The sequence below is a fragment of the Sphingomonas aerophila genome (genome assembly GCF_014199305.1).
Classification (GTDB): domain Bacteria; phylum Pseudomonadota; class Alphaproteobacteria; order Sphingomonadales; family Sphingomonadaceae; genus Sphingomonas; species Sphingomonas aerophila.
In genome coordinates this window covers 189,477-212,421 of the sequence record NZ_JACIJK010000005.1, presented here as the reverse complement: position 1 = coordinate 212,421, position 22,945 = coordinate 189,477, and the positions used below count along the sequence as shown (strand labels likewise).

The following is a 22,945-nucleotide window of genomic DNA, read 5'->3' as shown; positions in this document are numbered from 1 at the left end:
CGATGGCGCGCTTCACCTTCAAGCTGCCGGACATCGGCGAGGGTATCGCCGAGGCGGAGATCGTCGCCTGGCACGTCGCGGTCGGCGATCGGGTCGAAGAAGACCAGAACATCGCCGACATGATGACCGACAAGGCGACGGTCGAGATGGAAAGCCCGGTCGCGGGTACCATCGTCGAACTCGCGGGCGAGGTCGGCGACCAGGTCCCGATCGGCTCCGCGCTGGTAGTGATCGAGACGGATGCGGAGGCTGGCACGGACCAAGTCGAGGCCGCGCCGCCCTCGCCCGAGCAGGCGGAAGTCGCCGAGCAATATGAGGCGGAGAACCCGGGGGTCGAGGAGGCTGAGGCTGCCCGCATGACCACGCCGGCCCGGTCTGGCATCGACAGCTCCCCGACAAGGGCCGGACCCCCGTCGGGAGAGGTTGCTTCGGGGAAAACACCGGCCGTTCCTGCGCCACGCAATGCTGAACCCGAGGCTTCGCCGGTCGCGCAAGAAGACCGGGTTATCCTCGCCTCCCCCGCCGTGCGGGCGCGCGCCAAGGACCTTGGCGTAGATCTGAGCCAGGTCAGGCCCGCCGAAGGCGATCGCATTCGCCACGCGGACCTAGATGCCTTCCTTCGCTACTCGGCCGGCCAGGGCTACGCCGCGCCGGGCGCCAGCCGCGCGCGAGAGGACGAGCAGGTCCGCGTCATCGGCATGCGTCGCAAGATCGCGGAGAACATGGCCGCATCCAAGCGCGCGATCCCGCACTTCACCTATGTCGACGAGATCGACGTGACGGAGCTGGAGCGCGTTCGTGCCGATCTGAACGCCAACCGCGGCGGGCGACCCAAGCTGACGGTGTTGCCGTTCATCATCGTCGCCATCTGTCGCACCTTGCCCGACTTCCCCATGATCAACGCGCGGTATGATGACGAGGCGGGCGTGGTGACGCGGTCGGGCCGGGTACATCTGGGCATGGCGGCGCAGACCGATGCCGGGCTGACCGTTCCGGTGATCCGCGACGCGCAGGACAAAAATGTGTGGCAGCTCGCGACCGAGATCGGCCGGCTTGCCGAAGCGGCGCGCACTAACAAGCTGACCCAGGCGGAACTGGCCGGCGGCACCATCACCGTCACCAGCCTGGGGCCGCTTGGCGGCATCGCGACAACGCCGGTGATCAACCGGCCGCAGGTCGCGATCATCGGTCCCAACAAGATTGTGGAACGCCCCGTCTTTGACGGCGATGACATCCGCCGCGCAAAGCTGATGAACATGTCGATCAGCTGCGACCACCGTGTCGTCGATGGCTGGGACGCCGCGAGCTATGTCCAGGCGCTGCGCAAGCTGCTGGAAACGCCCGTGCTGCTGTTCGCGGACTGACCGTGCACTGGCTGTTCCGCTACGCCCTCGCGCCCGATTACCTCGAGCGCCGGGCACACTATCGCGATGAGCATCTGCGGCTGGCCTGGACCGCGGTGGATGGCGGCGATCTGATCCTGGGCGGCGCGGCGGGCGAGCCGGTCGAGGAAGCGTTGTTGCTGTTCGCGACCCGTGAGGGCGCCGAGGCATTCGCGGCGGCCGACCCTTATGTGACGAACGGCCTCGCCACAGGCTGGCGCGTGCTCCCGTGGCGAACCGTGGTGGGCGAGCGGGCGGCCGATCCCGTCCACCCGGCTAACGCGCCAGCAGGTCCTCCGCTCGGGTCCAACTGATCCCGGGGTAGCGGTCGTTGTCGGTGCCCTCCGCAGGGGCCAGGCCGGCGAACATGTTGTGCAGATACTGCATGCCTTGCCAGGCCGGGAACACCTCTCCCTTTTGCGGGAACAGCGTCCGTGTGAACCCGATCAGCCGAGAAAGGCCGCGCAGGGTGCCGGCGCGGAACAGCTTGTATCGTTCGCCGGTAACCCCCTCCATGATCCGGACCAGATCGCGTGCCGAAACGCTGCTACCCGCAATGTGCAGGTCGCGCGGGGCGTCCGGGTCCAGCGCGGCGGCCGCGGTGAAGGCGGCGGTGTCGTCCTTGGTCGTCAACGGAAAGCGGACATAAGGGTCCTGCCAGTACAGAACACGATAGATCGGGCGCTGGATCAGCGGCATCTGCCCTGACAGCATGTCCATGAAGCCGCCGTTCCAGATCGATGTCGCGCGGATGGGAGCGGTGTCGAGGTTCCGCCTGAAGTGGCGGCGAAGGTCGAAGTTCCGGTTCAGCCCCGGCGGGATCGCGCGATAGTCTAGCGCGAAGTCGGACGGGATGAAGCGCGGCACCCCTGCCGACACGGCCGCGTTGAGAAGCTGCCCCTGCGCGGTGATGATGACGTCCTCCAGCCCGCTCAGCGCGGACACGACGCAGCTCGCACCACGACAGGCGTTGGTCATGGCTGCCGAGTCGGCAAACCTGACCAGCACGATTTCGGCCCCGAGCCGTCCAAGTGCCTCGACCCGATCGCGCGGCGTATCGGCGCGGACCAGCGCGCGCACGGCTGCTCCTCGCTTCAGCAGCGCCGCGGCGATGCGCCCGCCCAGATCGCCGGTCGCGCCAGCCAGAACAATGGTGTCGGTCATGGCGGCTCAACGAACCGGCGGGGTGGCGGGTTGCGTGAAGGTCGCTGCATCGCGACAAGGCCGCGATGGCAAACACGGCCCCACTCCGCACCGGCCTGGTCCTCGGTGTCGCCGCTTATGTGAGTTGGGGACTGCTGCCGCTGTATCTGAAGCTGCTGCACACGGTGCCCTCGTTACAGGTGCTGAGCCACCGGGTGGTCTGGTCGCTGTTGCTGCTGGCCGTGATCGTGGTCGCGCTGCGCCGGGTGCGGGCGATTTGGGCGGCCGCGCGGGGGCGGACCCTTGGCCTGCTCTGCGCCAGTGCGGCGCTGATCGCGGTAAACTGGCTGGTGTATATCTGGGCTGTTCAGCACGCGCATGTGCTTGAAGCGAGCCTTGGTTACTTCATCAACCCGCTGGTCAACGTCGCGCTGGGGGTGGTCGTGCTCGGCGAGCGCGTGTCGCGGGTGCAGTGGGTTGCGGTGGCGATCGCGGCCGCGGGGGTGGTGGTGCTCGCGATCAACGGCGGGGGGCAATTGTGGATCAGCATCGCCCTGGCCCTGAGCTTCGGCTTTTACGGGCTGGTTCGAAAAGTGGCCGCGATCGACGCGCTGGGCGGCCTGACGGTGGAAACGCTGCTGCTCGGGCCGGTTGCGCTGGGTGTGATCTGGTGGGCAGGCGCGCATGGGCAAGGCGCGTGGGGACACGACGCGCGTCTCGACGCGCTGCTGGTGCTGGCGGGCGCTGTAACCGCCGCGCCGCTGCTGATGTTCGCGGCCGCCGCCCGGCGCCTCCGCTATGCGACGATGGGCCTGCTCCAGTATCTCGCGCCGACGCTGCAGTTCCTGCAAGCGGTGCTGTTGTTCGGGGAGCCGCTTCGTCCCGTCCACTTCGTCACCTTTGCCCTGATCTGGACGGGCTGTGCGCTGTACGCGTTCGACAGCGTACGAGCGGCGCGGCGAGGGGAACCGGCCAAGGCCTGATCGTCAGACGATTTCGAACAACCCCGCCGCGCCCATGCCGCCGGCGGTGCACATCGACACCACGACCCAACGCACCCCGCGACGACGCCCCTCGATCAGGGCGTGGCCGACCAGCCGGCTGCCGGTCATGCCGAACGGATGCCCGACCGCGATCGCGCCGCCATTGACGTTGTAGCGGTCGGGGTCGATGCAGAGTGTGTCGCGGCAATAAAGGCATTGCGACGCGAACGCCTCGTTCAGTTCCCACAAACCGATATCCTGCACCGAAAGTCCGGCGCGAGCGAGCAGCTTAGGGACGGCAAAGACAGGGCCGATCCCCATCTCGTCGGGCTCGCACCCGGCCGCCTGGAACCCGCGATAGATACCCAGGATCGGCACCCCTTCGCGCTCTGCCGTGGCCCGATCCATCAGCAACTGGGCAGAGGCGCCGTCAGAGAGCTGGCTCGCGTTGCCCGCGGTGACGCTGCTGCCCGGCCCGGTAAAGGCGCCGCCCGGCCACACCGTCTTGAGGCCAGCGAGCGCTTCTGCCGTGGTGCCGGGGCGGATGCCTTCGTCCTGCGTCACGGTTACCGTCTCGGTGCCGGTACGGTTCCCCTCCCTGTCGAGCAGCGCCTTTTCGACCGTGATTGGTGCAATCTCGTCATCGAAGGCGCCGCGGGCAAGCGCGGCGGCGGCGCGCTGCTGGCTTTGCGCGCCATACGCGTCCTGCGCTTCGCGAGAGATGCCGTAGCGCTCTGCAACGATTTCGGCCGTTTCGATCATGGGGATGTACGCGGCGGGCACTTGGGACGTCACGCTCTGGTTGACGAAGCGGGGCGCGTCCTTGGTGACAGTAAAGCTGATCGACTCCATCCCGCCCGCCAGCGCAACGTCGATCTCGTCGCACATGATCGACCGCGCGGCGAGAGCCACGGTGGTGAGGCCCGAGCCGCACTTGCGGTCGAGCGTGAGCGCCGGGACGGAACGGGGCAGGCCGCCCGCGAACACGGCCATGCGCCCGGCATTGCCGCCCTGGGTCCCCCATTGGTTGCCGACGCCCCAGAACACCTCGTCGACCCGCGCGGGGTCGATGCCAGCACGGGCGAGTGCGGCATCAAGCACATGACCGGCGAGCACGGGTGCTTCAGTGGCGTTGAAATAGCCGCGATATGCCTTGCCGATGCCGGTGCGGGCGGTGGACACGATCGCGGCTTCGCGCATGAGGTTGGCCTCTTTGAAGAATGGGTATGGTGCCTTACCCGCTCGACAGCCGCTTGTCGAAGCGCATGTTTGACGGCACGGGATGGCGCGAACGATCGGGGAGTGCAGGCAGATGACCGTGTCCACCAGCCGCGTAGGGCATGTTGAGGTGGTGACCTTTGCCCGGCCGCCGCACAACCATGCCGATCTCGAGATGTTGCGGGCGATCGGCGCAGCTTTCGACGCGGCCGATGCCGACCGTAACGTGCGCTGCATCGTGCTCCGGTCCGAAGGCCGGGTGTTCTGCGCCGGTGCGGACCTGGCAACCAAGAACCCGGTCGAGGATGGGGTCGGCGAACAGCGGAACCCCTTCTACGTCGCTGCGGCTCGCTTGTTCGCCGTGAAAAAGCCTGTGGTAGCGGCAGTGCAGGGCGCGGCTGTGGGTGCGGGGCTGGGACTGGCGCTTGTGGCCGACTTTCGCGTCGCAAGCATCGAGGCGCGCTTTGTCGCGAACTTCGTCCAGCTCGGTTTCCACCCGGGCTTCGGCATCTCCGCTGTGCTGGAGCGGGTCGTCGGGCGCCAAAAGGCGGCGCTGATGCTGCTCACGGGCCGGCGTATTCGCGGAGAGGAGGCCGGCGCCTGGGGTCTCGCCGATCAGGTGGTCGCGCCGAACATGCTCGACGAGGCTGCGCTCGCGCTGGCGGACGAGATCGCGGCGGGCGCACCGCTGGCCGTGCAGTCCACCCGTGCCACGCTCCGGGGAGATGTGGCCGCGCTGGTCGAGCGGCAGACGCACTATGAACTTGCCGAACAGGCCTGGCTCCAGAAGACGGCCGACTTCGCGGAAGGAGTGCGAGCCGTGAACGAGCGTCGGCCTGGGCAATTCAAGGGCGAATGACGTCTGGTCACGCCGGGAGGCCCACTGTGAAGAGAGAACGTGGTCAGCGGCGGTAGGTGGATCCTGCCCCTTGCAGGCCTGCCAGACACATGGCCTTATCTGGTGATTGACCTCCGGCGGAGAACTTGCCGTGCGCGTGCTAGCCTGCCTGCTGCCCGCGCTGCTGCTCGGCGCGGCTCCGGAACGAACGGAGGCGGTGCCGCCGGGTTCTTTCCAGACCTGGGGCATCCATCCCGTAGAGACTCTGTCACTCAAGGCCGGCGGCGTCTCGGTCAAGGTCGCGGCCACCCCTGCCAATCGCCGGCGCAGAATGAGGGTTGCCGGTTCGAAGGCGTAAGCAATCAGGCGACCGTCACGGTAAGCCAGCCGGGCCTCCCACCGTTCGAAATGATCAGCGACCGACAGGCATCGTTCGTCCGCGTCGCCATCGTCCGCCTCGGGCCCGGCCGGGGGCGGCTGGGTGCGGTGGTTGACAATCAGTGGGGCGGTTCGGCCGGATAAACCGCCGTGACGGTGATCGAGCCAGTGGTCGGCGGCTTCCATGCCGTGCCGCTGGAACACGACGGCAGCACGAAGCTGTTCGGCGAGGTGGCGATGTTACCCCGACGTCTCATGAAAGAGGGTCAACCCGGCTTTGTGCTGGAAGCACCAGGCTTCAACCATTCGCACGAGTGTAACGCATGCGTGCCCCGGCCTCCGCTGGTACTGACGATCCGTGACGGGCGAAGCGTCGATATCTCGGCCAGCCCATCCGTGCGGCCGCTGTTCGCGCGCGATTTGACCGCCCACCGCCGTGTCTGTTTTTCAACAGAGCGAGAGCGCAACGGGAGCTGTGCGGCCTTCGTCGCCGACGCGGCTCGGCTGGGGCAGGCTGCATTCGCTTGGCGACTGATGCTCTCCCACTATCGTCCTGAGCCAGCAGGTTACCCGGCGGCGCTGCGCTCGTATCTGGTGAGGGAGGGGTACCTGACATCAGCCGCAGCCAGTGAACTGCCGCTCCAATAGCTTTCATCCTTGGGCGGTAGTCGACCGGCCAGTTGTTCTGATCGGCTAAACGGCCTGTCGGGCGATACTCGGGCCGTGGCACGCCTGCCATGGGGTTTCGATGCTATCTGCCGGCAGCTTTGCTTGGCGCTGGCCGGCCTGAGGAGGTCGTGCCAGTTTTCGCGTGGCAAACGCGGACGATGGGCTGGCAAGCAATCGCCACGTTGGAGCAGTGCCTAACTCCTCCCGATCCCGTGCATGCCCGGCACTCTCGCCTGACGTCAGTACACGACGGTGGCGAAGCGATTGCCAGGGCCATGATCAACAGCATTGGCGGTCGGATCCTATCACGTTCGTCAACGCAGCTTGCGGGCGCGCAGCGACACGGTAGCCGCGATCGGTCGCGTTATCGGCCGCCAACAGTCACCGCTCGACCAGCCGCGTGTACAGGTGCCAGGTTGCATAGCCCAGCCAGGGCAGGACGATGGCAAGGCCGATGCCGGCTGGCAGGGTTCCGAGAAACAACAGCCCGGCCACTCGCAGTCCCCAACCGAATATCTCGCGCGGGTTACGCATCGTCGCCGCGACCGAGGTGCGGATCGCAATGCTCGCATCAACCGGCTTGTCGACCACCATGGGAAACGACACCACTGCGACCACCAGCGTCACGATCGCGAATGCCAGTCCGGCAAGGTTGCCAAGCGCGATCAACGCCCAGCCGGCGGGCGTTGTGAACAGGTCCCTCAAAAAGGTGCCGATGTCGAGCGGCGCCGCAAACCCGAAGGTTGCGCCGTAAATGGCATAAGCAACGATCAGCCACCCAACGAACAACGCGCCGAGCATGAAGGTAAGCGTTGCGATCGGCAGGCGACTGCGCCCTTTCAGCGGGTCGAGAAAATGCCACCAGCTCGGGTCGTCGCCGCGTTCACGTCGACGCGCCAACTCGTAGAAGCCGGACGCAACTGCTGGACCGGCGATGGACAGGCCTGCGACCAGCGGGAAGAACAAGGGCATCAGCGGGTTGTTGAAGGTGACCACGATCGCCACCAGGCAGATCACCGGGTACAACACGCCCACGAACAGGATGTCTCCGCGTTTTTCCCGGAAGTCGCGCCACCCTTCTGCCAGCGCCCAATTTAGGTCGCCTGCGGAGATGCGGCGGACATTGGGACTGTCTGCAAGATGGTGACCTGCGACGGGGTTCAGCGTGATCATGGCGGCTGTCCTGAATGATCGGTCGAGTCGGTGCTGCTTGTCCTTCGGCTCGGAAGGACGGCGTTATACGCCTTTTCGACAGGCCTCGCCATGGTCCAGGATCCGCGAGCCCCCTCTACCAACGCCCAGTCAGCGCGATTTAGGGCATAGGGAGGCGGGCTTCACGCCCACGGGCAACGTCATTGAAATGCGGACGATGCGACAACCCGGGACCGCTCGGCAGTTCCCTTATCGTCGGGCCCGGGCCTGTTAGGCCTGTTGAATATAGGCGCGCATGGCAGCAGCGTCGGCCTCCACCTGATCGATCCTGAATTTCACCAGGTCGCCGATCGATACGAAACCAACCAGACGTCCTTCCGCAACCACGGGCAGGTGCCGGACGCGGCGATGAGTCATCAGCGACAAGGCGCCCAATACCTGTTCGTCGGGCGTGACCGTCAGTGCCGGCGTGGTCATCACCTCGGAAATGCTGAGCCCCAGCGCTGCCGTTCCGTGTTCCTGGACACATCGGATGACGTCGCGTTCGGAGAAGATGCCGGCGACCTCCTCGCCCTTCAGGACGGGAGCTGCGCCGATACGGTGTGTCGCGAACAGCGACACCGCATCCGCAATGTTCTGGTCTGGGCGAAGAGCGAATATCTCAGCATTCCGCGCCTTTACGATTGCCCCGATGGTCAAGGGTGCGCTCCTTCTGTACGGATTTGCATTGTCTCACTCATCGGGCGCGAAGTTAAGTGTTGCTTGCACGGAGCCGCTTCTGGCTGTGCCCCGAAGTCGCACGTTCCTGCCGAACAAGCTGTCGCCGGGGCGGGTCATTCGCAAACAGCCCACCCGAAAACTACGGATATTAATGTGAGTTCGCGGTCGAGACGGGCTGCCATGTCGACCGACTCTCGCCTCGACTGTCCCGTCGGTGCGGTGCCGATCACGCCTCTGCGTGTCCCAGTTGACCCGTATCGGCATCCAGATCGCGCAGGTCGCGACCGCGCGTCTCGCGGCCAAACCAGGCGACCAGGACAAGCGCAATCGCAGTTGGCACCATCACCAGCAGCGAGGACACGCCCATCGACAGACTGACGCCGGAGATGGTCAGCCCCTGCGCCAGCAGCCCGCCACCCTTGGTGCATGCTGCGACCCAGCCCGTCGCACGGCCGCGCACCCTCAGCGGGAAGCTTTCGGCCGTATAGGGCAGCACGATCGCGATGATGCCGTTGGTGCCGACGATCAGCAGCGCGACGGGCAGCACCGGGCTGCCGGTCCCTGCCGCTTCCAGCCGCAGCACGAGCAACAGGCCCGCCAGCGTCACCGCGACCATGGTCGCCAGCGCCCATTTGGTGCTCCATCGGCTGTAAAGAAGCGCAGCCACGAACACGGTCGGAAAGGCGATCAGGGCACTTTCCGCCAGCAGCCGGCTGGATACCCCGACCGAATAGCCCTTAGCAACCAGATCGGCCGGCAACCAGAGCAGCAGGCCGAAATTGATGAGCCCCCAGGACAAGGCGCAAATGCTGAGCGCCGTCAGCTTTCCGTACAGGTGCAAACCGGTCAGGGCGTGCGAGCCACGCTTCTGCGCGACAATCGCCGCGCTGGCGCGATGGGCCTTCGCCCCAAAGCGGCGCATCACGCGCTCCGCCTCTTCCACCCGGCCGCGGGCGAGCAGGAACTTTGCCGACTCCGGGATCAGCGCACCGAGCAGGACGAGGGTCAGGCCGGTCGGCAAATTGGCCAGCCACAAAATGCGCCAGCCAAAGATCGGCTGAAGCAGCGCCGACAGCCCACTTGCCGCGAAATAGCCACCGACCGCGCCCAGCCCGCCGACCAGCACCAGGCTCCAGCCGCGATGCCGGTTGGGCATCATCTCCGCGAGCAGCGCATAGGTGACCGGAAGCATGCCGCCGGCTGCCGCGCCCATCATGAAACACATCGCGATGTTCCAGGCGAGCGAAGGCATCGCTCCGCAGATCGAAGTGCCCACGAACATCACGGCCGACAGCAGGATGGAAGCCTTTCGCCCGTATAGGTCAGCGATCCAGCCCCACAGCACCGACCCGGTCACTGTGCCCGCAAGTGCAAAGAAGGGGACTAGCGACACCGTCTTCTTGGGCACGCCATATTCGCCGATCATGCCTGGAACCGTGAAGCCCAGCGAGGCCGGTTTCATGACGTCGATCACCAGCGCAATCACCAGCACGGCCATCAGCCCCCAATGGGCACGGCTGAGCGGCGCGTCTTCAGGCGCGGCAACGACGATGTCGGCCGCAGCAATCCTTTGCGCGCTCAAATTGCGCGGCAACAGACCGTAGCCTGCCGTTATCGTCCCAACGACGATCAGCGCCATGCCGACCAGCATCAGGTTGTCCATCGGCATCCCGGCCAGGCGGTAGTGCATGGCCTGCGCCATCGCGAACATCGGCAGGTGGGCACACACTCCTGCCGTCACCGCAACGCAGCCGAGCACAAAGGCCCACACCGCCTGTCGATCCGAAAGGGTAGTCTTCATCACGCGCATGTTCGATAGCCCCAATGTCGCAATCAGGAATGCCCATGATTACGGGCAGCGTCCATCGTTGCTGACGAGTTTGACGTGACGCTACTGAGCGGCAGTTGATTGCTATTGGTTGCCGGACGCGGATTGGCGGGAAAGAAAGAAGCGGGATCGCCAATCGCGAACGTCACGCTCTTTCAGGCGGTTGTAGCATCGCACCATCGTTGCCTGCCGCTTGCCGCACCGCATCGAGCAGCCAGTCGCGGAACGCGCGTACTTTCGCTGAATGTCGCTTGTGCTCGGGGTAAACCAGCCAGAACCCGTTCTTGTAGAGAGCGCAATGTGAAAAGGGCTGGACGAGCAGGCCCAACATCAATTCCTGTTTGAACATGGGCGGGGACAGGATGCCAACGCCATGCCCGGCGATCGCGGCGTGACCGTCGAGCACTTGTGAGTCGAATCTGATGGCGGGACCGGAGGGAGAGCTGACCTCCAGCTGCGGAAGCGAGCTGAACCAAAGGTCCCACCAGTCGTCGTCGGGCGACAGGCGAGGGACGGTGAACAGGTCCTCGGGCGTCTTCAGCGGGTGTGATGCGAGGAACGAAGGGCTTGCCAACGGCGTGACCGGCATCCGCATCAGGAAGTGCGCGACCAGCCCCGGCATTGGCCCGGACACGCCTCTGATGGCGGCGTCGAACTCGCTGGCGGCAAGATCGACGAGTTTGTCGGAAACGTCCAGGCGCACGCTGAGGTCGGGCTGCGCCGCGTGGAAACCGCCGAGCCGTCCCGCTAGCCAATTAGTGGCAAAGGTGCGTGGTGCCGTGAGCGCCAGGATCGTGTCGCTCTCAGTCTGAACGGCGGCGAAGGTCTCGCGTAGCGAGTTGAACGATCCGGTCACCTGGGGTGCGATTCTGCGGCCCAGGTCGGTGAGGCCAACGCCGCGCCCCCGGCGGGTAAACAGCCGTGCCCCCAGGCGCTCCTCGAGCAGCTTCATCTGGTAGCTTACCGCGGCCTGCGTCATCCCGAGCTCGTCTGCCGCGCGGCTGAAGTTCTCGTGCCGAGCAGCTGCCTCGAACACCCGCACGGCGGCAAGAGGAGGCAGGCCAGACATACTCAATCATAAGCGCTGCTTGTCGATCCCGCCAAGCGTTTTGCTGGTCCCGTTTTGCGAGGGGGTACAAATAGACGGCCTCACTGGGACGAGGAGTCGCTCTGATGAAGGCCACCACATACGCCATCGCAGTCCTTGCGATGCTGCCCCACCCGCTCAACGCACAGGACGCGCCGAAAACCATGCGGGTCTCTCACGCAGATCTCGACTTGAGCACCAGGGCTGGCGTCAAGCTGTTCGACAGACGCATCGCTGCCGCCGCGAAGGCAGTCTGTCCCGACACAAGCGGTGTCCTGGAGTTCGCGCGACTGGCGATTGCGCGGCGTTGCGCTGCTCAGGCGGAGAAAGGGGCCAAGGCGCAACGCGATCGGATCGTGTCAGACTATTCTGGCCCTGAACTGGCATACAGCAGCCGCTGACGCAGCCACGTACGCGCGACTGCACGCGGCAGACATGCAAGGCCCGTTTATATGATCCACGCCTACTGCTCACGACCCTTGCCTCGCCCTTTGGGGCGGGGCACGCTGCCCTGGAAGGGAGATGGTCATGCCTGACACGACGGAAAGGCGCGTGACTTTTCGCCGGTTGCATGCCGACGGGTTCTTCATCCTGCCTAATGCGTGGGACCAGGGCAGCGCGGTTCGTCTGCAGGCGCTTGGCTTCCCGGCCATCGCGACGACCAGTGCGGGGGCCGCCTGGGCGCGGGGCAAGAGGGACGGCGAACTTGGTCTGGCAGAAGTCCTTGATCATCTGCGCCTCATGGCCGCGGCTACCGACCTCCCGGTGAATGCCGATTTCGAGAACGGCTTCGCGGACGAGCCAGCGGACGTCGCGGCGAATGTCAGTCGAGCCGTGGCGACCGGCGTAGCGGGGCTGTCGGTTGAGGACTGGTCGGGAACGGCGATTTATGGCCGGCACCTGGCGGTTGAGCGGATCAGTGCTGCGCGTGCAGCCATCGACGCGATTGATCCGAAGGCCATGCTGATTGGACGATGCGAGCATTTCCGCTCGCCCGACATGACCATGGACGAGTGCATCGATCGCGCTGCGGCTTATGCGGCCGCCGGTGCCGACTGCGTGTTCGTGCCGATGGTCACCGATCCCGTCGCGTTGGAGGAGTTGGTTGCGGCCGTCGCGCCAAAACCCGTGAGCGTGCTGCTTCCCTCCCTAGACACCGATCCATCGACGTTCGCCCGCTTGGGCGTCCGGCGGTGCAGCACCGGCGGACTTCTGGCCGCGGCCGCCTGGGCGGGGTTCGAACAGGCGGCGCTGGGGCTGAAGGCAGGCGGGCATACGCCGGCCCCATCGAACCCGACGCCAAGTGGAAACAGGGGCTAACGACGTGCTGACAATCTACGGTGACTCGATCTCAGGCAATTGTCTCAAGGTGAAGTGGGCCGCCGATCATCTCGGCATTGGGTACGAGTGGATCGAAACGGACGTTCTCCGCGACGAGTCACGATCGCCAGCCTTTCTGGCCATCAACCCGGCGGGGCAGGTGCCGACAGTGGTCCTGCCGGACGGCCGAGCCTTGGCACAGTCGAACGCGATCATCCTGTACCTGGCCGAGGGGTCAGCCTTGATCCCCGGTTCGCCCTACGATCGTGCCAAGATGCTCGAATGGCTATTTTGGGAACAATACAGCCACGAACCGTACATTGCCGTTGCACGGTTCCAGGTCAGGTATCTGGGGAAGTCATTTTCGGACCTTGACCCTAGGTTGATCGAAAGGGGCCAATTGGCGCTCCAACGCCTCGATCAGGCTGTCAGCGCCTCCGATTTCCTGGTCGGCAGTCAGCTTACGCTCGCCGATATCGCGCTGGTCGCATATACCCGCGTGGCTGGCGAAGGCGGGTTCGACCTGGCGCTCTACCCTGCGATCCAGGCCTGGATTGCACGCGTGGAGGGCGTTCTCGGGATAGCCGACTGAGTGCGACCGTGAATATCGGCAGGTAGAGGCGCCGGTCATTGGGCTACCATGCGGCCGCGCCGCGCAGCATAGGCCTGTGATGCCCGATCACGTCCTCTACAGCTTCCGTCGTTGTCCGTATGCGATGCGGGCGCGATTGGCGCTGGCGGCGAGCGGTACCCGCTACGAGCTTCGCGAAGTCCGGCTGGCCGACAAGCCGGCAGCCCTGCTGTCGGCTTCGCCCAAGGCAACCGTGCCCGTGCTCCAGACGGCCGGAGGAACGGTGATCGACGAAAGCCTGGCCATCATGCGCTGGGCCCTTGGAACGCGGGATCCAGAAGGCTGGCTCACGCGCGACGATCCTGCGCTGATCGCGGTCAATGACGGCATGTTCAAACATCACCTCGACCGATACAAATACCCCGATCGTCACGTTTCAGAACCTGAGGTCCACCGCGAACACGCCCTCGGTTTCCTGCGCGACCTTGATGCGTGGCTCGCGGTTGGCGGCCAACTTTGCGGATCGGTGCCTGGGTTGGCCGACGCCGCCATCATGCCGTTCGTCAGGCAATTTGCCGCGGTCGATCGCGACTGGTTCGACGGTCAGCCGTTCTCTTTCCTGAAAACGTGGCTCGCAGGCCACCTCGCCTCCGATCTGTTCGACAGGGTCATGCACCGGGTTGCACCTTGGATGCCCGGCGACCCGCCCACCATTGTGGACGCGACGGAACTTGCCCCTGTGATACTGGAAGGTTGAGATGCGGCGGACGATTCTGCGTCGTGCCTTGAACCGCTCGCATCCAATTGCACTGCGTTTGTCCCGCGTCCGGGTCTAGTTCGCGCCTCCGAACGCGGACACGAGTGCATCATACTCCTGACGACCTATCGTGATCATGGAGCCGTGACGGGCGTTCGGGACCATCGTGTAGCGATCCCACTCGGCAACGCCGGTGTTTCCCGACACCTGATACCATGGCCCGCTCAGTCGCGCTGCCTTGGACAGTCCATAACTCGTTCCGGCATATTGCTCGTAGTACAGCAGCCAGTCGCGGGCGTCTGGTGAACGGATCAGCGTTGGCGCTTCCCTGAAATTGGGGCTGAGCGGAGGGCCGGGCGGGCCGTAAGGCCCGGTCAATGCCGGTGCGCAAGAGACGCGAATGGTCTTGCCCGTCGTCCATGCATAGGACGGATAACGTTCGTCCTTGATAACCGCACAATTACCAGAACCGTCGTCGTTCGGCTGCACGATCGTGTCGATCGTCGCCATGTCCCACCCGAACAGTCGCTTCGGGAGCGCGTCAAAGTGCTTCAGGTCGGACGAGAGCACATACAGGGTCCGCTGACTGGCCCAGTAGCGCTCTGGGTCCGCGGGTGATCCTTCTATATTTGGCGTATGCCAGGTTAGCAGGAACTTCCCGCTAGCCCGGTCGAAAAACAACTTGGGGGCGCCGATCCTAGGAAGTGCGTGGGGGTGCCCCGCGACATGCGTCAGGTCGGGCTGGTAGGTAGCGAAGCGAGTCCATTTGATCAGGTCGTCCGACACCCAGAAGCGGATCAGGGGATCGTCGTCGCTCTTGTTGCCGACGAGATAGTAGCGACCATCCCTACCACGCGCGATGGAAGCATGACCGTGGTAATCAGCGGAGACTGGGCGCCCTCCGTTCAGTGAACGCCAGTGCAGCCCATCGAGGCTGACCGAATAGAACAGCACTCCATATTGCGCCTTTGTCATATGCGCGAACAGGTATGCCCTTGCCGGATCGACATAGGGCGTCTCAGGCGCACCGGGCGCTGCCTGCGCGGGTGCGGCTGAGTGTACCGCCGGCAGCAATGGGGCGACAGCAAGCGCGGCGAAAAGGTGAAGGCGCCGCACGGTGCTGCTCGTCGCCCCCTTCACGTCAGAAGCGGAAGCGTACGCCGAGCGAATAGGCCCGCTCGATATAGACGACCTGCCGGGTATAGGTATCGCCGGTGTTGTAGGTCCGGTAACGCTGCAAGGGATTTCCAAGCAGGTTCACGATGTCGAATGCGATCGTGATGTTCGGCACCGGCGTAACTGAAGTGGACAGGTCGAACTGACCGCGGCCCTTCTCGACGATAGCATGCGCGATCGGATCGAGGGTTTCGAGCGTGTAGCTGGTCACGAACTTGGAGCGATAGTTGTAGGCGAGACGCGCCGCGAACTGCGGCTTCTCATACAATGCGACGACGTTGGCGGCCCACTTCGACACGCCCGGGAAGCGCTGCTGCTCGTTGTTCAGCGTTGAAGCGAAGTTCGATTGCAGGTCCCCCTTGGCATCGATGTAGGTGCCGTTGGCCTGGACGCCGAACCCCTTTGCCCAGTCTGGTAGCCCGTCGATGTCGAGGAAGCTGGTGAACGACACCTCCGCACCCTGCAGCCGCGTTTGACCGAGGTTCACCGGGCGCGCGATGCGCAAGCCCGCCGCAGAACGGTCGTCCACGGTCGACAGGAAGCCTTGCGCGTCGTGCCTGAAAACTGCGGCGGTGAACGAGCCGGCTCGGGAGAAATAATACTCCAGGCTGACATCGTAATTGTTGGAGGTCAGAGGATCGAGGTCGGGATTGCCCGCGGATCCGCCACGACGAAGACGTTCGACGCAATCGGGGGTGGTCGCGTTGATTAGGCATGGGTCGCCCGGCGCGAGGATAACAGGCTGATTAAGCGACGTGTTTGGCCGCAAGTCGAAGAAGTTCGGGCGGGTGCGCGTCTGAGTATAGGCAAGGCGCAGCTGAAGCTTGTCGTTGAGCGCGATGCGCGTGCTGACGTTGGGCAGATAGTCGGTGTACTCGTTCTCGGCGGTAATGCCCGGGAACGTGACCGCGCCACCGGTGTCCTCAATACGCGAGAACCCGCTGATCCGCGTCTTGGTCTTGACCGCACGCAGGCCGACGACGCCGTCCACAACGACATTGCCGATGTCGACGCCGTACTTCAGCTGCGCATAGGCAGCATAGGACTTCTCGTTCGCGCGGAAATTATCCGGTGGATTGAAGGGCGGAACGCCTGCGGGCACCCCGAAGTAGCTGCGCAGAGCGGGCAGGTTGTCGCGGATGCTGTCGCGCGTGATTGCGGCATATGCGACGTTGGGCTGCGCGTTATTGTAGGTGAAGCCTGGCAGGCTCGTCCTCACGACGGCTCCTGGCAGCGCCGTTAGCGGAACCCGGGCGCCCTCGTTGTTGACGTACAGGTTGCCGAAGTCGCGAGCCGCATCCCGGTCTGCATAACGAACGCCGACCTGAAACCGCTTCAGAAAGCCGAGATCGAGGTCATAGGAAAGGTCGGTGCGCGCCTGCCAGTCCTTGCCGCTTACCACCAGCAGCTCCTGGTAAAGACCGCGGCTGATGAAGTTGGCGGGATTCGCAAGGTCGAAGTTCACGAACGTCTGGCTGGCGCCTCCGTCCTTGCCGGCCTCGAACTGGACGTTGCGCACCGGCGAGGTGGCAGCGGCATAGTCGACGTTCACTAGATTGGCCGTGTAGGTACTGTCCGTGTACGCGACGTCGGCCGAGACCTCCAACCGGTCCCTTTTCCAGATCGCACCGGCGCCGGCCTGGTAAGTGTCCGTCTTGCCGTTGAAAGAGCCGGTGTAACCGTCTGGTCGGACGGCGCCGCTCACCGTGGCGGTGGAGATCTTGTTGGTGTCCGGGAAGGTCGTCACGTTCGTCAGCGTTATGTCGCCGAAAACCGGGATAAACATCCAGCGATTGTAATCTTTCGACCGGAAGCCCTGGAAAAGCCCGTCAGCGTAAATCTCCAGTTCGGGCGTTGGCTTCCACTGGAAGGCGGCGTTGGCCGACGGACGGTAACGAGCCCCATAGCCGAGGAAGTTGCCCTGCGCGTCGGGAAAGCGAAGGCCGGCAGGCTGGCCCGGTGCCCTGTTCGAGATGGTGCCGTCGGCATTGGTCTGGTTGGTGCTGGCGATCACGAGCGATTGTTCGCGCGTCGAGTCCAGGAAGTTGACGCCTACATAGGAGGCATTCACCAGCAGGCCCATCTCGCCGATGCCGGTATCCCAACGATCGCTGACCAGAAGATTGCCGTTCGGGACGATTTTCTCGGACTGCTGCGAGAGTACGCCGTTGAGCGAACCCGAGACTTCGAAACCATTGAAGTCAAAGGGCCGGCGGCCGCGCACGTTGATTGCGCCGGCGATGCCGCCCTCGATCTGGTTGGCAAGGCCCGACTTGTAGACTTCCAGGGCAGCGACCGTGCCGGCGGGGAAGTCCTGGATCTGAACATAGCGACCTTCGGCGGTGAAGATCTGCCGGCCATTATAGGTGGTGGTGAGGTCGGGCAGGCCGCGGACGGTAACGCCTGCTGACTCGCCGCCGCCACGGGTCACGGCCACACCCGCAACGCGCTGCAGGGCGGACGAGGCAAAGGTGTCCGGAAGTTTGCCGATGTCCTCGGCCACAACAGCGTCGACAATGCCGTCCGACAGCCGTTTGATGTTCTGAGCCGATTCTAGGCTGCGCCTGAAGCCGGTGACCACGACCTCGTCGCCCGCCGTGGGCTGGCTGTCCTGGGATGCGGCATCGGGTGATGCGGCGTTGATGCTCTGATCACTCGGGGCGGTTGGCTTGGGAGCCTCTTCCGCGCTGCCGGGTGGGGTGGTTTGAGGGGCGCTGGTTTCCGCCGTCTGGGCAGCCGCTGGCGCCGAGATTACGCCTGCCAACCCGAATGTCGACACCGACATGCACAGCAGCGACTTCCACTTCATCATCCTCTCCCCCTTTTCTCCGCCCCCGCTGAATTCAACGTCGGGCTGCTACTCCTACAATACCTGACGCCCGAACGGCCCCAAGGGATTTGTATGATATAAATGATAGATGCCTTTGGTGGGCTTTGCTACCCCGCAGATCTGCCGAGGGAAGGACGCGGGCTTCGAGCGACAGAACCGGTCAAGCCGCGCTGGCCCGGCTCCGTCTGGACACCACAATAGCGCTGGGAAGCGGACCTGACCTATGGGACGGGCGCGTCGACCCGTTGTCCCGCCCGCGCGGGCACCGGAAAGATCGGCGTGCCCTCGCGGGCCCAGCGCATCCGTTGCACGCGCGGGGAACGGGTCGCCTTGCACCCAGCACCGGCGCCCTGGTTGGCGTGATAGACGATCCAGCTCTCCTTGCCTTTCCGCGCCGTGAAGAACGCGTTGTGCCCTGGCGCGTATACGTTTTGGGTCGGCGCTTTCGCGAGCACGGGGCGGGGCGCCTTTGTCCAGTTCGTGGAAACCATCGGGTCGGCCCTGGGGCGTAACCGGAGCAGGCCGAGCGCGTAGTCGTCCGACCAGCATGCGCTCGCCGAATAGGCAAGAAAGAGGTCGCCATTGGGGCCCGGCAGGAACGCGGGTCCTTCCAGGATTTGGCGGCCGCCCTGACGCTCCCAGGCAAGGTCTGGCCGCGCGATCGTCACGGCGGGGGCGGCAAGCGTCCAGGGGTTTAACATAGGTGCCAGCATCAGGACGCTATCGGGCCCGTCATAGGCTGAATAAGCAAACCAGAGCCGCCCTCGCGCTTCGAAAGCGGTGCCGTCGATCCCGGGTAGCACGGTCGGAACACGGCCCCGGTCTGTCCACTGGCCCTTCAGCGGATCGCGTCCGGCGTTCTCCAGCACAAATACGCCACGATGGGCATCGTCGTCCTGACCCGCTGCGGCTGCAGTGTAGTAAAGGTACCAGCGGCCACCAAATCGGTGCAGTTCCGGTGCCCAGATTGAGATGGAATGATCACCGGCCGTGGCTGGTCGCCAGATAACGACCTCTTCTGCCTCGGGGAGGCGCGCCAGATCGCGTGTGCGACGAAGGGTCAGTCGATCTCCGCGCGTGGCCGTGAAGTAAAACCAGCCACCCTCGGCAAGGATGAACGGGTCAGGACCGGAAGGCAGCAGTGGATTGATCAAGGTCGCCCTGATCTTCTGCGCCGTTAGGGGCCCCGGCATGATTGCGCCGGCTAACGCTAGAGCTGTGAGAAGCGGCCTCACCAGCCCCGCCCCGCAATGCGCCAGTAGCTTACATAGACTGCCATAAGCACCACCGATCGAAGCTGCCGTGTGAACGTTCATCCACGACAGTGGCCATAACGCGATTGTCTTGCAATCCGACAAGGCCGCTGTGGCTCGGCTTGCTATACTACCCGCGCAGGCACGGCACCTTTGTCCGAGCTGAAGCTGCTTGGAACCTGTTCGACGGACGTGCTGCGCTGGATGCTGGAGCAGCGACGTTCACTGACACTACTCCGTCGGTTTGACGAGCTGCGCATCTGATGGAACTGCAAGCAATTGCCTTGGCCGGTGCCACTCGGACAGCCGACGATATGATAGTCGTAGCCCTGCAACGCATGCGGGTTGACCAGTAGGATTGGGTGGGGAACTCGAGGCAGGTATTGCCTTCCACTTCGCAATCTTGCTCGCGTCGAGCAACCTGCTCTTTGAGCAGTTTCGCAGCGCGGTAGAGATGACGCTACGCTAACCCCGGCGGTAAACCGAAACGCTTCTGGCGCGGGTGAGCATGCAGCGGATCGACGCGCGCGGAGCCGAAGCCGGGCTGGTTGCGAGTATCCGGCGAGCCCTGCACGCGGAACGTTGACGGGCACTTACACCAACCGATACTCCTACAAAAGCCGAGGCGATTGCAGCATCTGCCGACGCCGTCAGAGAGGAAGTACATGCCAGCCGTTGGCTCAACGCGCCCAGCCAGCGGCGCTGTCGGTGCCGGGACGAACTACCGATCGGCGCTGACGTTGCTCGCAAGCCTGTTCTTCATGCGGGGCTTCATCACCGTCATCAATGGCAGGTTGCTGCCCCATCTGCGCAGCGTGTTCGAGCTCAGTTACTTCCAGGCGTCGCCGATCGAAAGCGTTAGATTCATCGCCTATTTCTTTGCCTCGATCCCGTCGGCGAAGCTGATCGAGCGCTTCAAGCTGCCCGCGATGGGTTGAGCCACCAGCCTCGCCGCCAAGCTCGCTGCGGGCCATCTGAATGGCAGCGTCGCACCGGGGGCATTTTGGGCGGGAACCCATCCGCTGTTCGGGTCGGGCACCGCGATCTGGCGAGCGCTCGCGATAAGCTGGCGACAGTGCGGAGCATGGGACCGGGGATCCGGGGCGGCGCGCCACCGCCTTCGGCTTGCCGGCTCCGGAGCCCTCGATCGCGGTCGTCTGGCGTCAGACTTCCAGGGCGCGGCGGGCGTCCTCCTGCGCAGTCTGAACCAGGGAGTGCATGGCCTCCGCAGCGGCTGGTGCGTCCCTTGCGACGATTGCATCGAAGACGCGGGTGAGATCGGGCAGCGGATTGCGCGGCAAGGCGCGGGCTGCCTGACCATGTCTGGTCGTCCAGTTCACGACTGCGCCGATCCCCGCTTCGAGCACGATCAATGCCTCGTTGCGGGTCGCCCGTAGCACTGCCCCGTGAAAGTCGCGTTCGGCAGTGCTTCCGGCGTCCGGTCCAGGCGTCATTTGACGCATCGCGGCCAGCGCGGTCTTCATGGCCTTGAGGTCGGCAGGAGCACGGCGCGTAGCTGCGAGCCCCGCGGCGGCAGGCTCCACAATGGCCCGTAGTTCAAACAAAGCGCGCACGAGCGACATATCGGGCCCACTGTCGAACGCCCAGGTGAGCACCTCGGGATCAAGCAGGTTCCAGCGCTCACGCGGGCTGACCTGCGTCCCTGCCTTTGGTCGGCTCGCCACCAGACCCTTCCCGGCCAGGATGCGGAGCGCCTCGCGAAGCGCGCTGCGGGACACGTCCAGGCTGTCCGAAAGCGCAAGCTCGTTGGGCAGGATTTCACCGGGCGCGTACTGGCCCGACAATATCGCGGTGCCCAGCTTGTGGATGATTGAGCCGCGGAGCCGGCGCCCGGTGTTGCGCGGGTTGCGGATAAGCCCCGGGAGATCGTCCGAAACCTCCGCTGTACTGCCTCGCCTAGCGATGTTCGTCCCCAGCATGCCTTTACCTGCGCCCGAGCCAGCCGGAGGGAGGCGAAGAGATGATGGATTGCGCAGGACCGATTCCTCTTATAATAATACTAATAGACGGGCTTAGTACCCGCGTGCCGGGGAGAGCAAGATGAGGGCGAAATTTCATGCGCTTGCGAGCGCCATGCTGCTGGCGGCAGTGTCACCGGCGGCTGGCCAGACGGGCGCGGTGCCGGTGGCATCGCCGCCGCAGGGGACCGCAACCGCCACCGTGCGGGCCGACGCACCGGGCCCGACCTATGACAGGCGGATCTTCACCCAGTTCGCCGAGCATCTTGGCAACGGCATCTATGGCGGGCTTTGGGTCGGGAATGACCGGCGCATTCCGAACACCCGTGGCTTCAGGAACGATGTAGTCGCGGCGCTGCGTGATTTGGGCGTGCCCCTGATCCGCTGGCCGGGGGGATGCTTCGCTGACGAATATCATTGGCGCGAAGGCATCGGGCCGAGGAACAAGCGACCCATCAAGGTCAACACCAACTGGGGCGGCGTGACCGAGCCGAACGCTGTTGGAACGCACGAATTCATGGACGTGACCGAGCAGATCGGCGCAGAGGCCTACGTTTCAGGGAATGTCGGCGCTGGTAGCCCGCAAGAGATGGCCGAGTGGGTCGAATACATGACGGCGCCGGCCGGCAGCCTGGCGGAGGAGCGCGCCCGGAACGGTCATAAGGCCCCGTGGAAGCTCGCGATGTTCGGCATCGGAAACGAGCTCTGGGGTTGCGGCGGGAACATGCGGCCCGATTACGCCGCCGACGTCACGCGGCGTTACGCCACATTCGTCAAGGCACCGAGCGGCGTGCGCATCCTGAAAATCGCGTCGGGTGCGAACAACGATGATTACCGCTGGACCGAAACCATGATGCGGGAAGCCTCAGGCCAGATCGATGGCGTCTCGCTCCACTACTACACGGTGCCAGGTGGTTGGCCTCCGCGCGCCGACTCTAATCGTTTCGACGAGACCGGGTGGGCCGAGACGCTTGCAGGAACGTGGCGCATGAACGAGCTGATCACGAAGCATGCCGCCGCGATGGACAAGTACGATCCCAAGAAGCGCATCTTCCTGGCCGTGGACGAGTGGGGAACATGGTATGCGGGCGATCCTGGCACCAATCCGGGGTTCCTGCGGCAAGGAAACACGCTCCGCGACGCGTTGGTGGCGGCGATCAATCTCAACATCTTCGCGAGCCACGCCGATCGGGTGAAGGTGAGCGCGATTGCGCAGATGGTGAACGTGCTCCAGGCGATGATCCTCACCGACGGGCCGCGCATGGTGCGTACGCCCACATATCACGTGTTCCACCTCTACAAGCCGTGGCAGGACGCGACGGTCTTGCCCGTGGAGCTGCGATCGCCCTGGTACGGCAAGGATCAGTGGGTGGTGCCGGCGGTCAGCGCCAGTGCGGTGCGCGACAAGGCCGGCGCAGTCCATGTCGGACTGACCAACGCGGACCCGAACCGGCCGATGACCGTCACCACGAGGCTGGCTGGGGTGCAGGCGACGGCAGTGACAGGTCAGGTGCTGACCGCACCGGCGATCAACTCCGCGAACGCCTTCGATGCCCCGAACACGGTGGCGCCGGCGCCCTTCACCGGGGCAGCGCTCTCGAACGGCACGTTGACGGTGACGCTGCCGCCGAAGTCGGTGGTCGTGCTGGACCTGAAATGAG

General features: G+C 64.7%; 21 protein-coding genes and 1 pseudogene. 12 read left to right on the top strand and 10 right to left on the bottom strand.

The window, feature by feature from the left end:
* The first annotated feature begins 2 nt into the window (after window positions 1-2).
* Window positions 3-1,364, top strand: a complete 1,362-nt coding sequence (locus FHS94_RS09375; RefSeq protein WP_184057085.1) for a dihydrolipoamide acetyltransferase family protein — start codon at window positions 3-5, stop codon at window positions 1,362-1,364.
* 2 nt (window positions 1,365-1,366) lie between these two features.
* Complete coding sequence (locus tag FHS94_RS09370; RefSeq protein ID WP_184057083.1) at window positions 1,367-1,696, top strand: YciI-like protein; 330 nt, start codon at window positions 1,367-1,369, stop codon at window positions 1,694-1,696.
* Here the strand turns inward: FHS94_RS09370 and FHS94_RS09365 are convergent.
* Window positions 1,659-2,546 carry an NmrA family NAD(P)-binding protein gene (locus FHS94_RS09365; RefSeq protein WP_184057081.1) on the bottom strand — a complete coding sequence of 296 codons (888 nt, stop codon included), beginning with the start codon at window positions 2,544-2,546 and terminating at the stop codon, window positions 1,659-1,661. The two genes, FHS94_RS09370 and FHS94_RS09365, sit on opposite strands and share 38 nt — an antisense overlap.
* A gap of 65 nt (window positions 2,547-2,611) precedes the next feature.
* Here FHS94_RS09365 and rarD point away from each other — a divergent pair, with 65 nt between their 5' ends.
* Window positions 2,612-3,508, top strand: coding sequence for an EamA family transporter RarD (gene rarD / locus FHS94_RS09360; RefSeq protein ID WP_184057079.1), 897 nt, complete (start codon window positions 2,612-2,614; stop codon window positions 3,506-3,508).
* A gap of 3 nt (window positions 3,509-3,511) precedes the next feature.
* Here rarD and FHS94_RS09355 read toward each other — a convergent pair whose 3' ends face one another.
* Window positions 3,512-4,708, bottom strand: coding sequence for an acetyl-CoA C-acyltransferase (locus tag FHS94_RS09355; RefSeq protein WP_184057077.1), 1,197 nt, complete (start codon window positions 4,706-4,708; stop codon window positions 3,512-3,514).
* 112 nt (window positions 4,709-4,820) lie between these two features.
* Between FHS94_RS09355 and FHS94_RS09350 the strand changes: the two genes are divergently transcribed.
* The 3 genes from FHS94_RS09350 to FHS94_RS09345 all read left to right on the top strand — a co-directional run bounded on the left by FHS94_RS09350 (window position 4,821) and on the right by FHS94_RS09345 (window position 6,590).
* Window positions 4,821-5,585 (top strand): enoyl-CoA hydratase/isomerase family protein, encoded by a 765-nt coding sequence (locus FHS94_RS09350; RefSeq protein ID WP_184057075.1) that lies wholly within the window; start codon window positions 4,821-4,823, stop codon window positions 5,583-5,585.
* A gap of 106 nt (window positions 5,586-5,691) precedes the next feature.
* Entirely contained in the window at window positions 5,692-5,922 is a 231-nt protein-coding gene (locus FHS94_RS19145) for a hypothetical protein (protein ID WP_221234671.1), read from the top strand.
* 170 nt (window positions 5,923-6,092) lie between these two features.
* Window positions 6,093-6,590 (top strand): hypothetical protein, encoded by a 498-nt coding sequence (locus FHS94_RS09345; protein WP_184057073.1) that lies wholly within the window; start codon window positions 6,093-6,095, stop codon window positions 6,588-6,590.
* Between the two features lie 402 nt (window positions 6,591-6,992).
* Here FHS94_RS09345 and FHS94_RS09340 read toward each other — a convergent pair whose 3' ends face one another.
* The 4 genes from FHS94_RS09340 to FHS94_RS09325 form a co-directional block, all read right to left on the bottom strand.
* Entirely contained in the window at window positions 6,993-7,784 is a 792-nt protein-coding gene (locus FHS94_RS09340; RefSeq protein ID WP_184057070.1) for a DUF2189 domain-containing protein, read from the bottom strand.
* A 249-nt stretch (window positions 7,785-8,033) separates the two neighbouring features.
* Window positions 8,034-8,462, bottom strand: coding sequence for a CBS domain-containing protein (locus tag FHS94_RS09335; RefSeq protein ID WP_184057069.1), 429 nt, complete (start codon window positions 8,460-8,462; stop codon window positions 8,034-8,036).
* Between the two features lie 247 nt (window positions 8,463-8,709).
* Entirely contained in the window at window positions 8,710-10,284 is a 1,575-nt protein-coding gene (locus FHS94_RS09330) for an MFS transporter (protein WP_246348480.1), read from the bottom strand.
* A gap of 172 nt (window positions 10,285-10,456) precedes the next feature.
* Window positions 10,457-11,380 carry a LysR substrate-binding domain-containing protein gene (locus FHS94_RS09325; RefSeq protein WP_246348478.1) on the bottom strand — a complete coding sequence of 308 codons (924 nt, stop codon included), beginning with the start codon at window positions 11,378-11,380 and terminating at the stop codon, window positions 10,457-10,459.
* Window positions 11,381-11,484: 104 nt separating this feature from the next.
* On the opposite strand from FHS94_RS09325, the gene FHS94_RS09320 reads away from it, so the two are divergent.
* The 4 genes from FHS94_RS09320 (at window position 11,485) to FHS94_RS09305 (ending at window position 14,046) form a co-directional block, all read left to right on the top strand.
* Window positions 11,485-11,799: a UrcA family protein gene (locus FHS94_RS09320; protein ID WP_184057065.1), complete on the top strand. Its 315-nt coding sequence runs from the start codon at window positions 11,485-11,487 to the stop codon at window positions 11,797-11,799.
* A gap of 127 nt (window positions 11,800-11,926) precedes the next feature.
* Window positions 11,927-12,718 carry an isocitrate lyase/PEP mutase family protein gene (locus FHS94_RS09315; RefSeq protein ID WP_184057063.1) on the top strand — a complete coding sequence of 264 codons (792 nt, stop codon included), beginning with the start codon at window positions 11,927-11,929 and terminating at the stop codon, window positions 12,716-12,718.
* A gap of 4 nt (window positions 12,719-12,722) precedes the next feature.
* A complete protein-coding gene (locus FHS94_RS09310) occupies window positions 12,723-13,310 on the top strand; it encodes a glutathione S-transferase family protein (RefSeq protein ID WP_343055224.1) in 588 nt (195 codons plus the stop codon).
* 79 nt (window positions 13,311-13,389) lie between these two features.
* A complete protein-coding gene (locus FHS94_RS09305) occupies window positions 13,390-14,046 on the top strand; it encodes a glutathione S-transferase (protein WP_184057061.1) in 657 nt (218 codons plus the stop codon).
* Window positions 14,047-14,121: 75 nt separating this feature from the next.
* Here FHS94_RS09305 and FHS94_RS09300 read toward each other — a convergent pair whose 3' ends face one another.
* From FHS94_RS09300 to FHS94_RS09290, 3 genes are all read right to left on the bottom strand, one after another.
* Complete coding sequence (locus tag FHS94_RS09300) at window positions 14,122-15,162, bottom strand: glycoside hydrolase family protein (RefSeq protein WP_425506171.1); 1,041 nt, start codon at window positions 15,160-15,162, stop codon at window positions 14,122-14,124.
* 25 nt (window positions 15,163-15,187) lie between these two features.
* Window positions 15,188-18,031 (bottom strand): TonB-dependent receptor, encoded by a 2,844-nt coding sequence (locus tag FHS94_RS09295; RefSeq protein ID WP_221234670.1) that lies wholly within the window; start codon window positions 18,029-18,031, stop codon window positions 15,188-15,190.
* Between the two features lie 242 nt (window positions 18,032-18,273).
* Window positions 18,274-19,245 (bottom strand): glycoside hydrolase family 43 protein, encoded by a 972-nt coding sequence (locus FHS94_RS09290; protein WP_184057055.1) that lies wholly within the window; start codon window positions 19,243-19,245, stop codon window positions 18,274-18,276.
* 725 nt (window positions 19,246-19,970) lie between these two features.
* Between FHS94_RS09290 and FHS94_RS09285 the strand changes: the two are divergent.
* Window positions 19,971-20,219: pseudogene (locus tag FHS94_RS09285) on the top strand (glucose/galactose MFS transporter); the annotation flags it as partial.
* A 249-nt stretch (window positions 20,220-20,468) separates the two neighbouring features.
* Here FHS94_RS09285 and FHS94_RS09280 read toward each other — a convergent pair.
* On the bottom strand, window positions 20,469-21,245 hold the full coding sequence (locus FHS94_RS09280; RefSeq protein WP_184057053.1) for a FadR/GntR family transcriptional regulator: 777 nt from the start codon (window positions 21,243-21,245) through the stop codon (window positions 20,469-20,471).
* A 121-nt stretch (window positions 21,246-21,366) separates the two neighbouring features.
* Here FHS94_RS09280 and FHS94_RS09275 point away from each other — a divergent pair, with 121 nt between their 5' ends.
* A complete protein-coding gene (locus FHS94_RS09275; protein ID WP_246348475.1) occupies window positions 21,367-22,944 on the top strand; it encodes an alpha-N-arabinofuranosidase in 1,578 nt (525 codons plus the stop codon).
* The last annotated feature ends 1 nt before the right edge of the window (window position 22,945 follow it).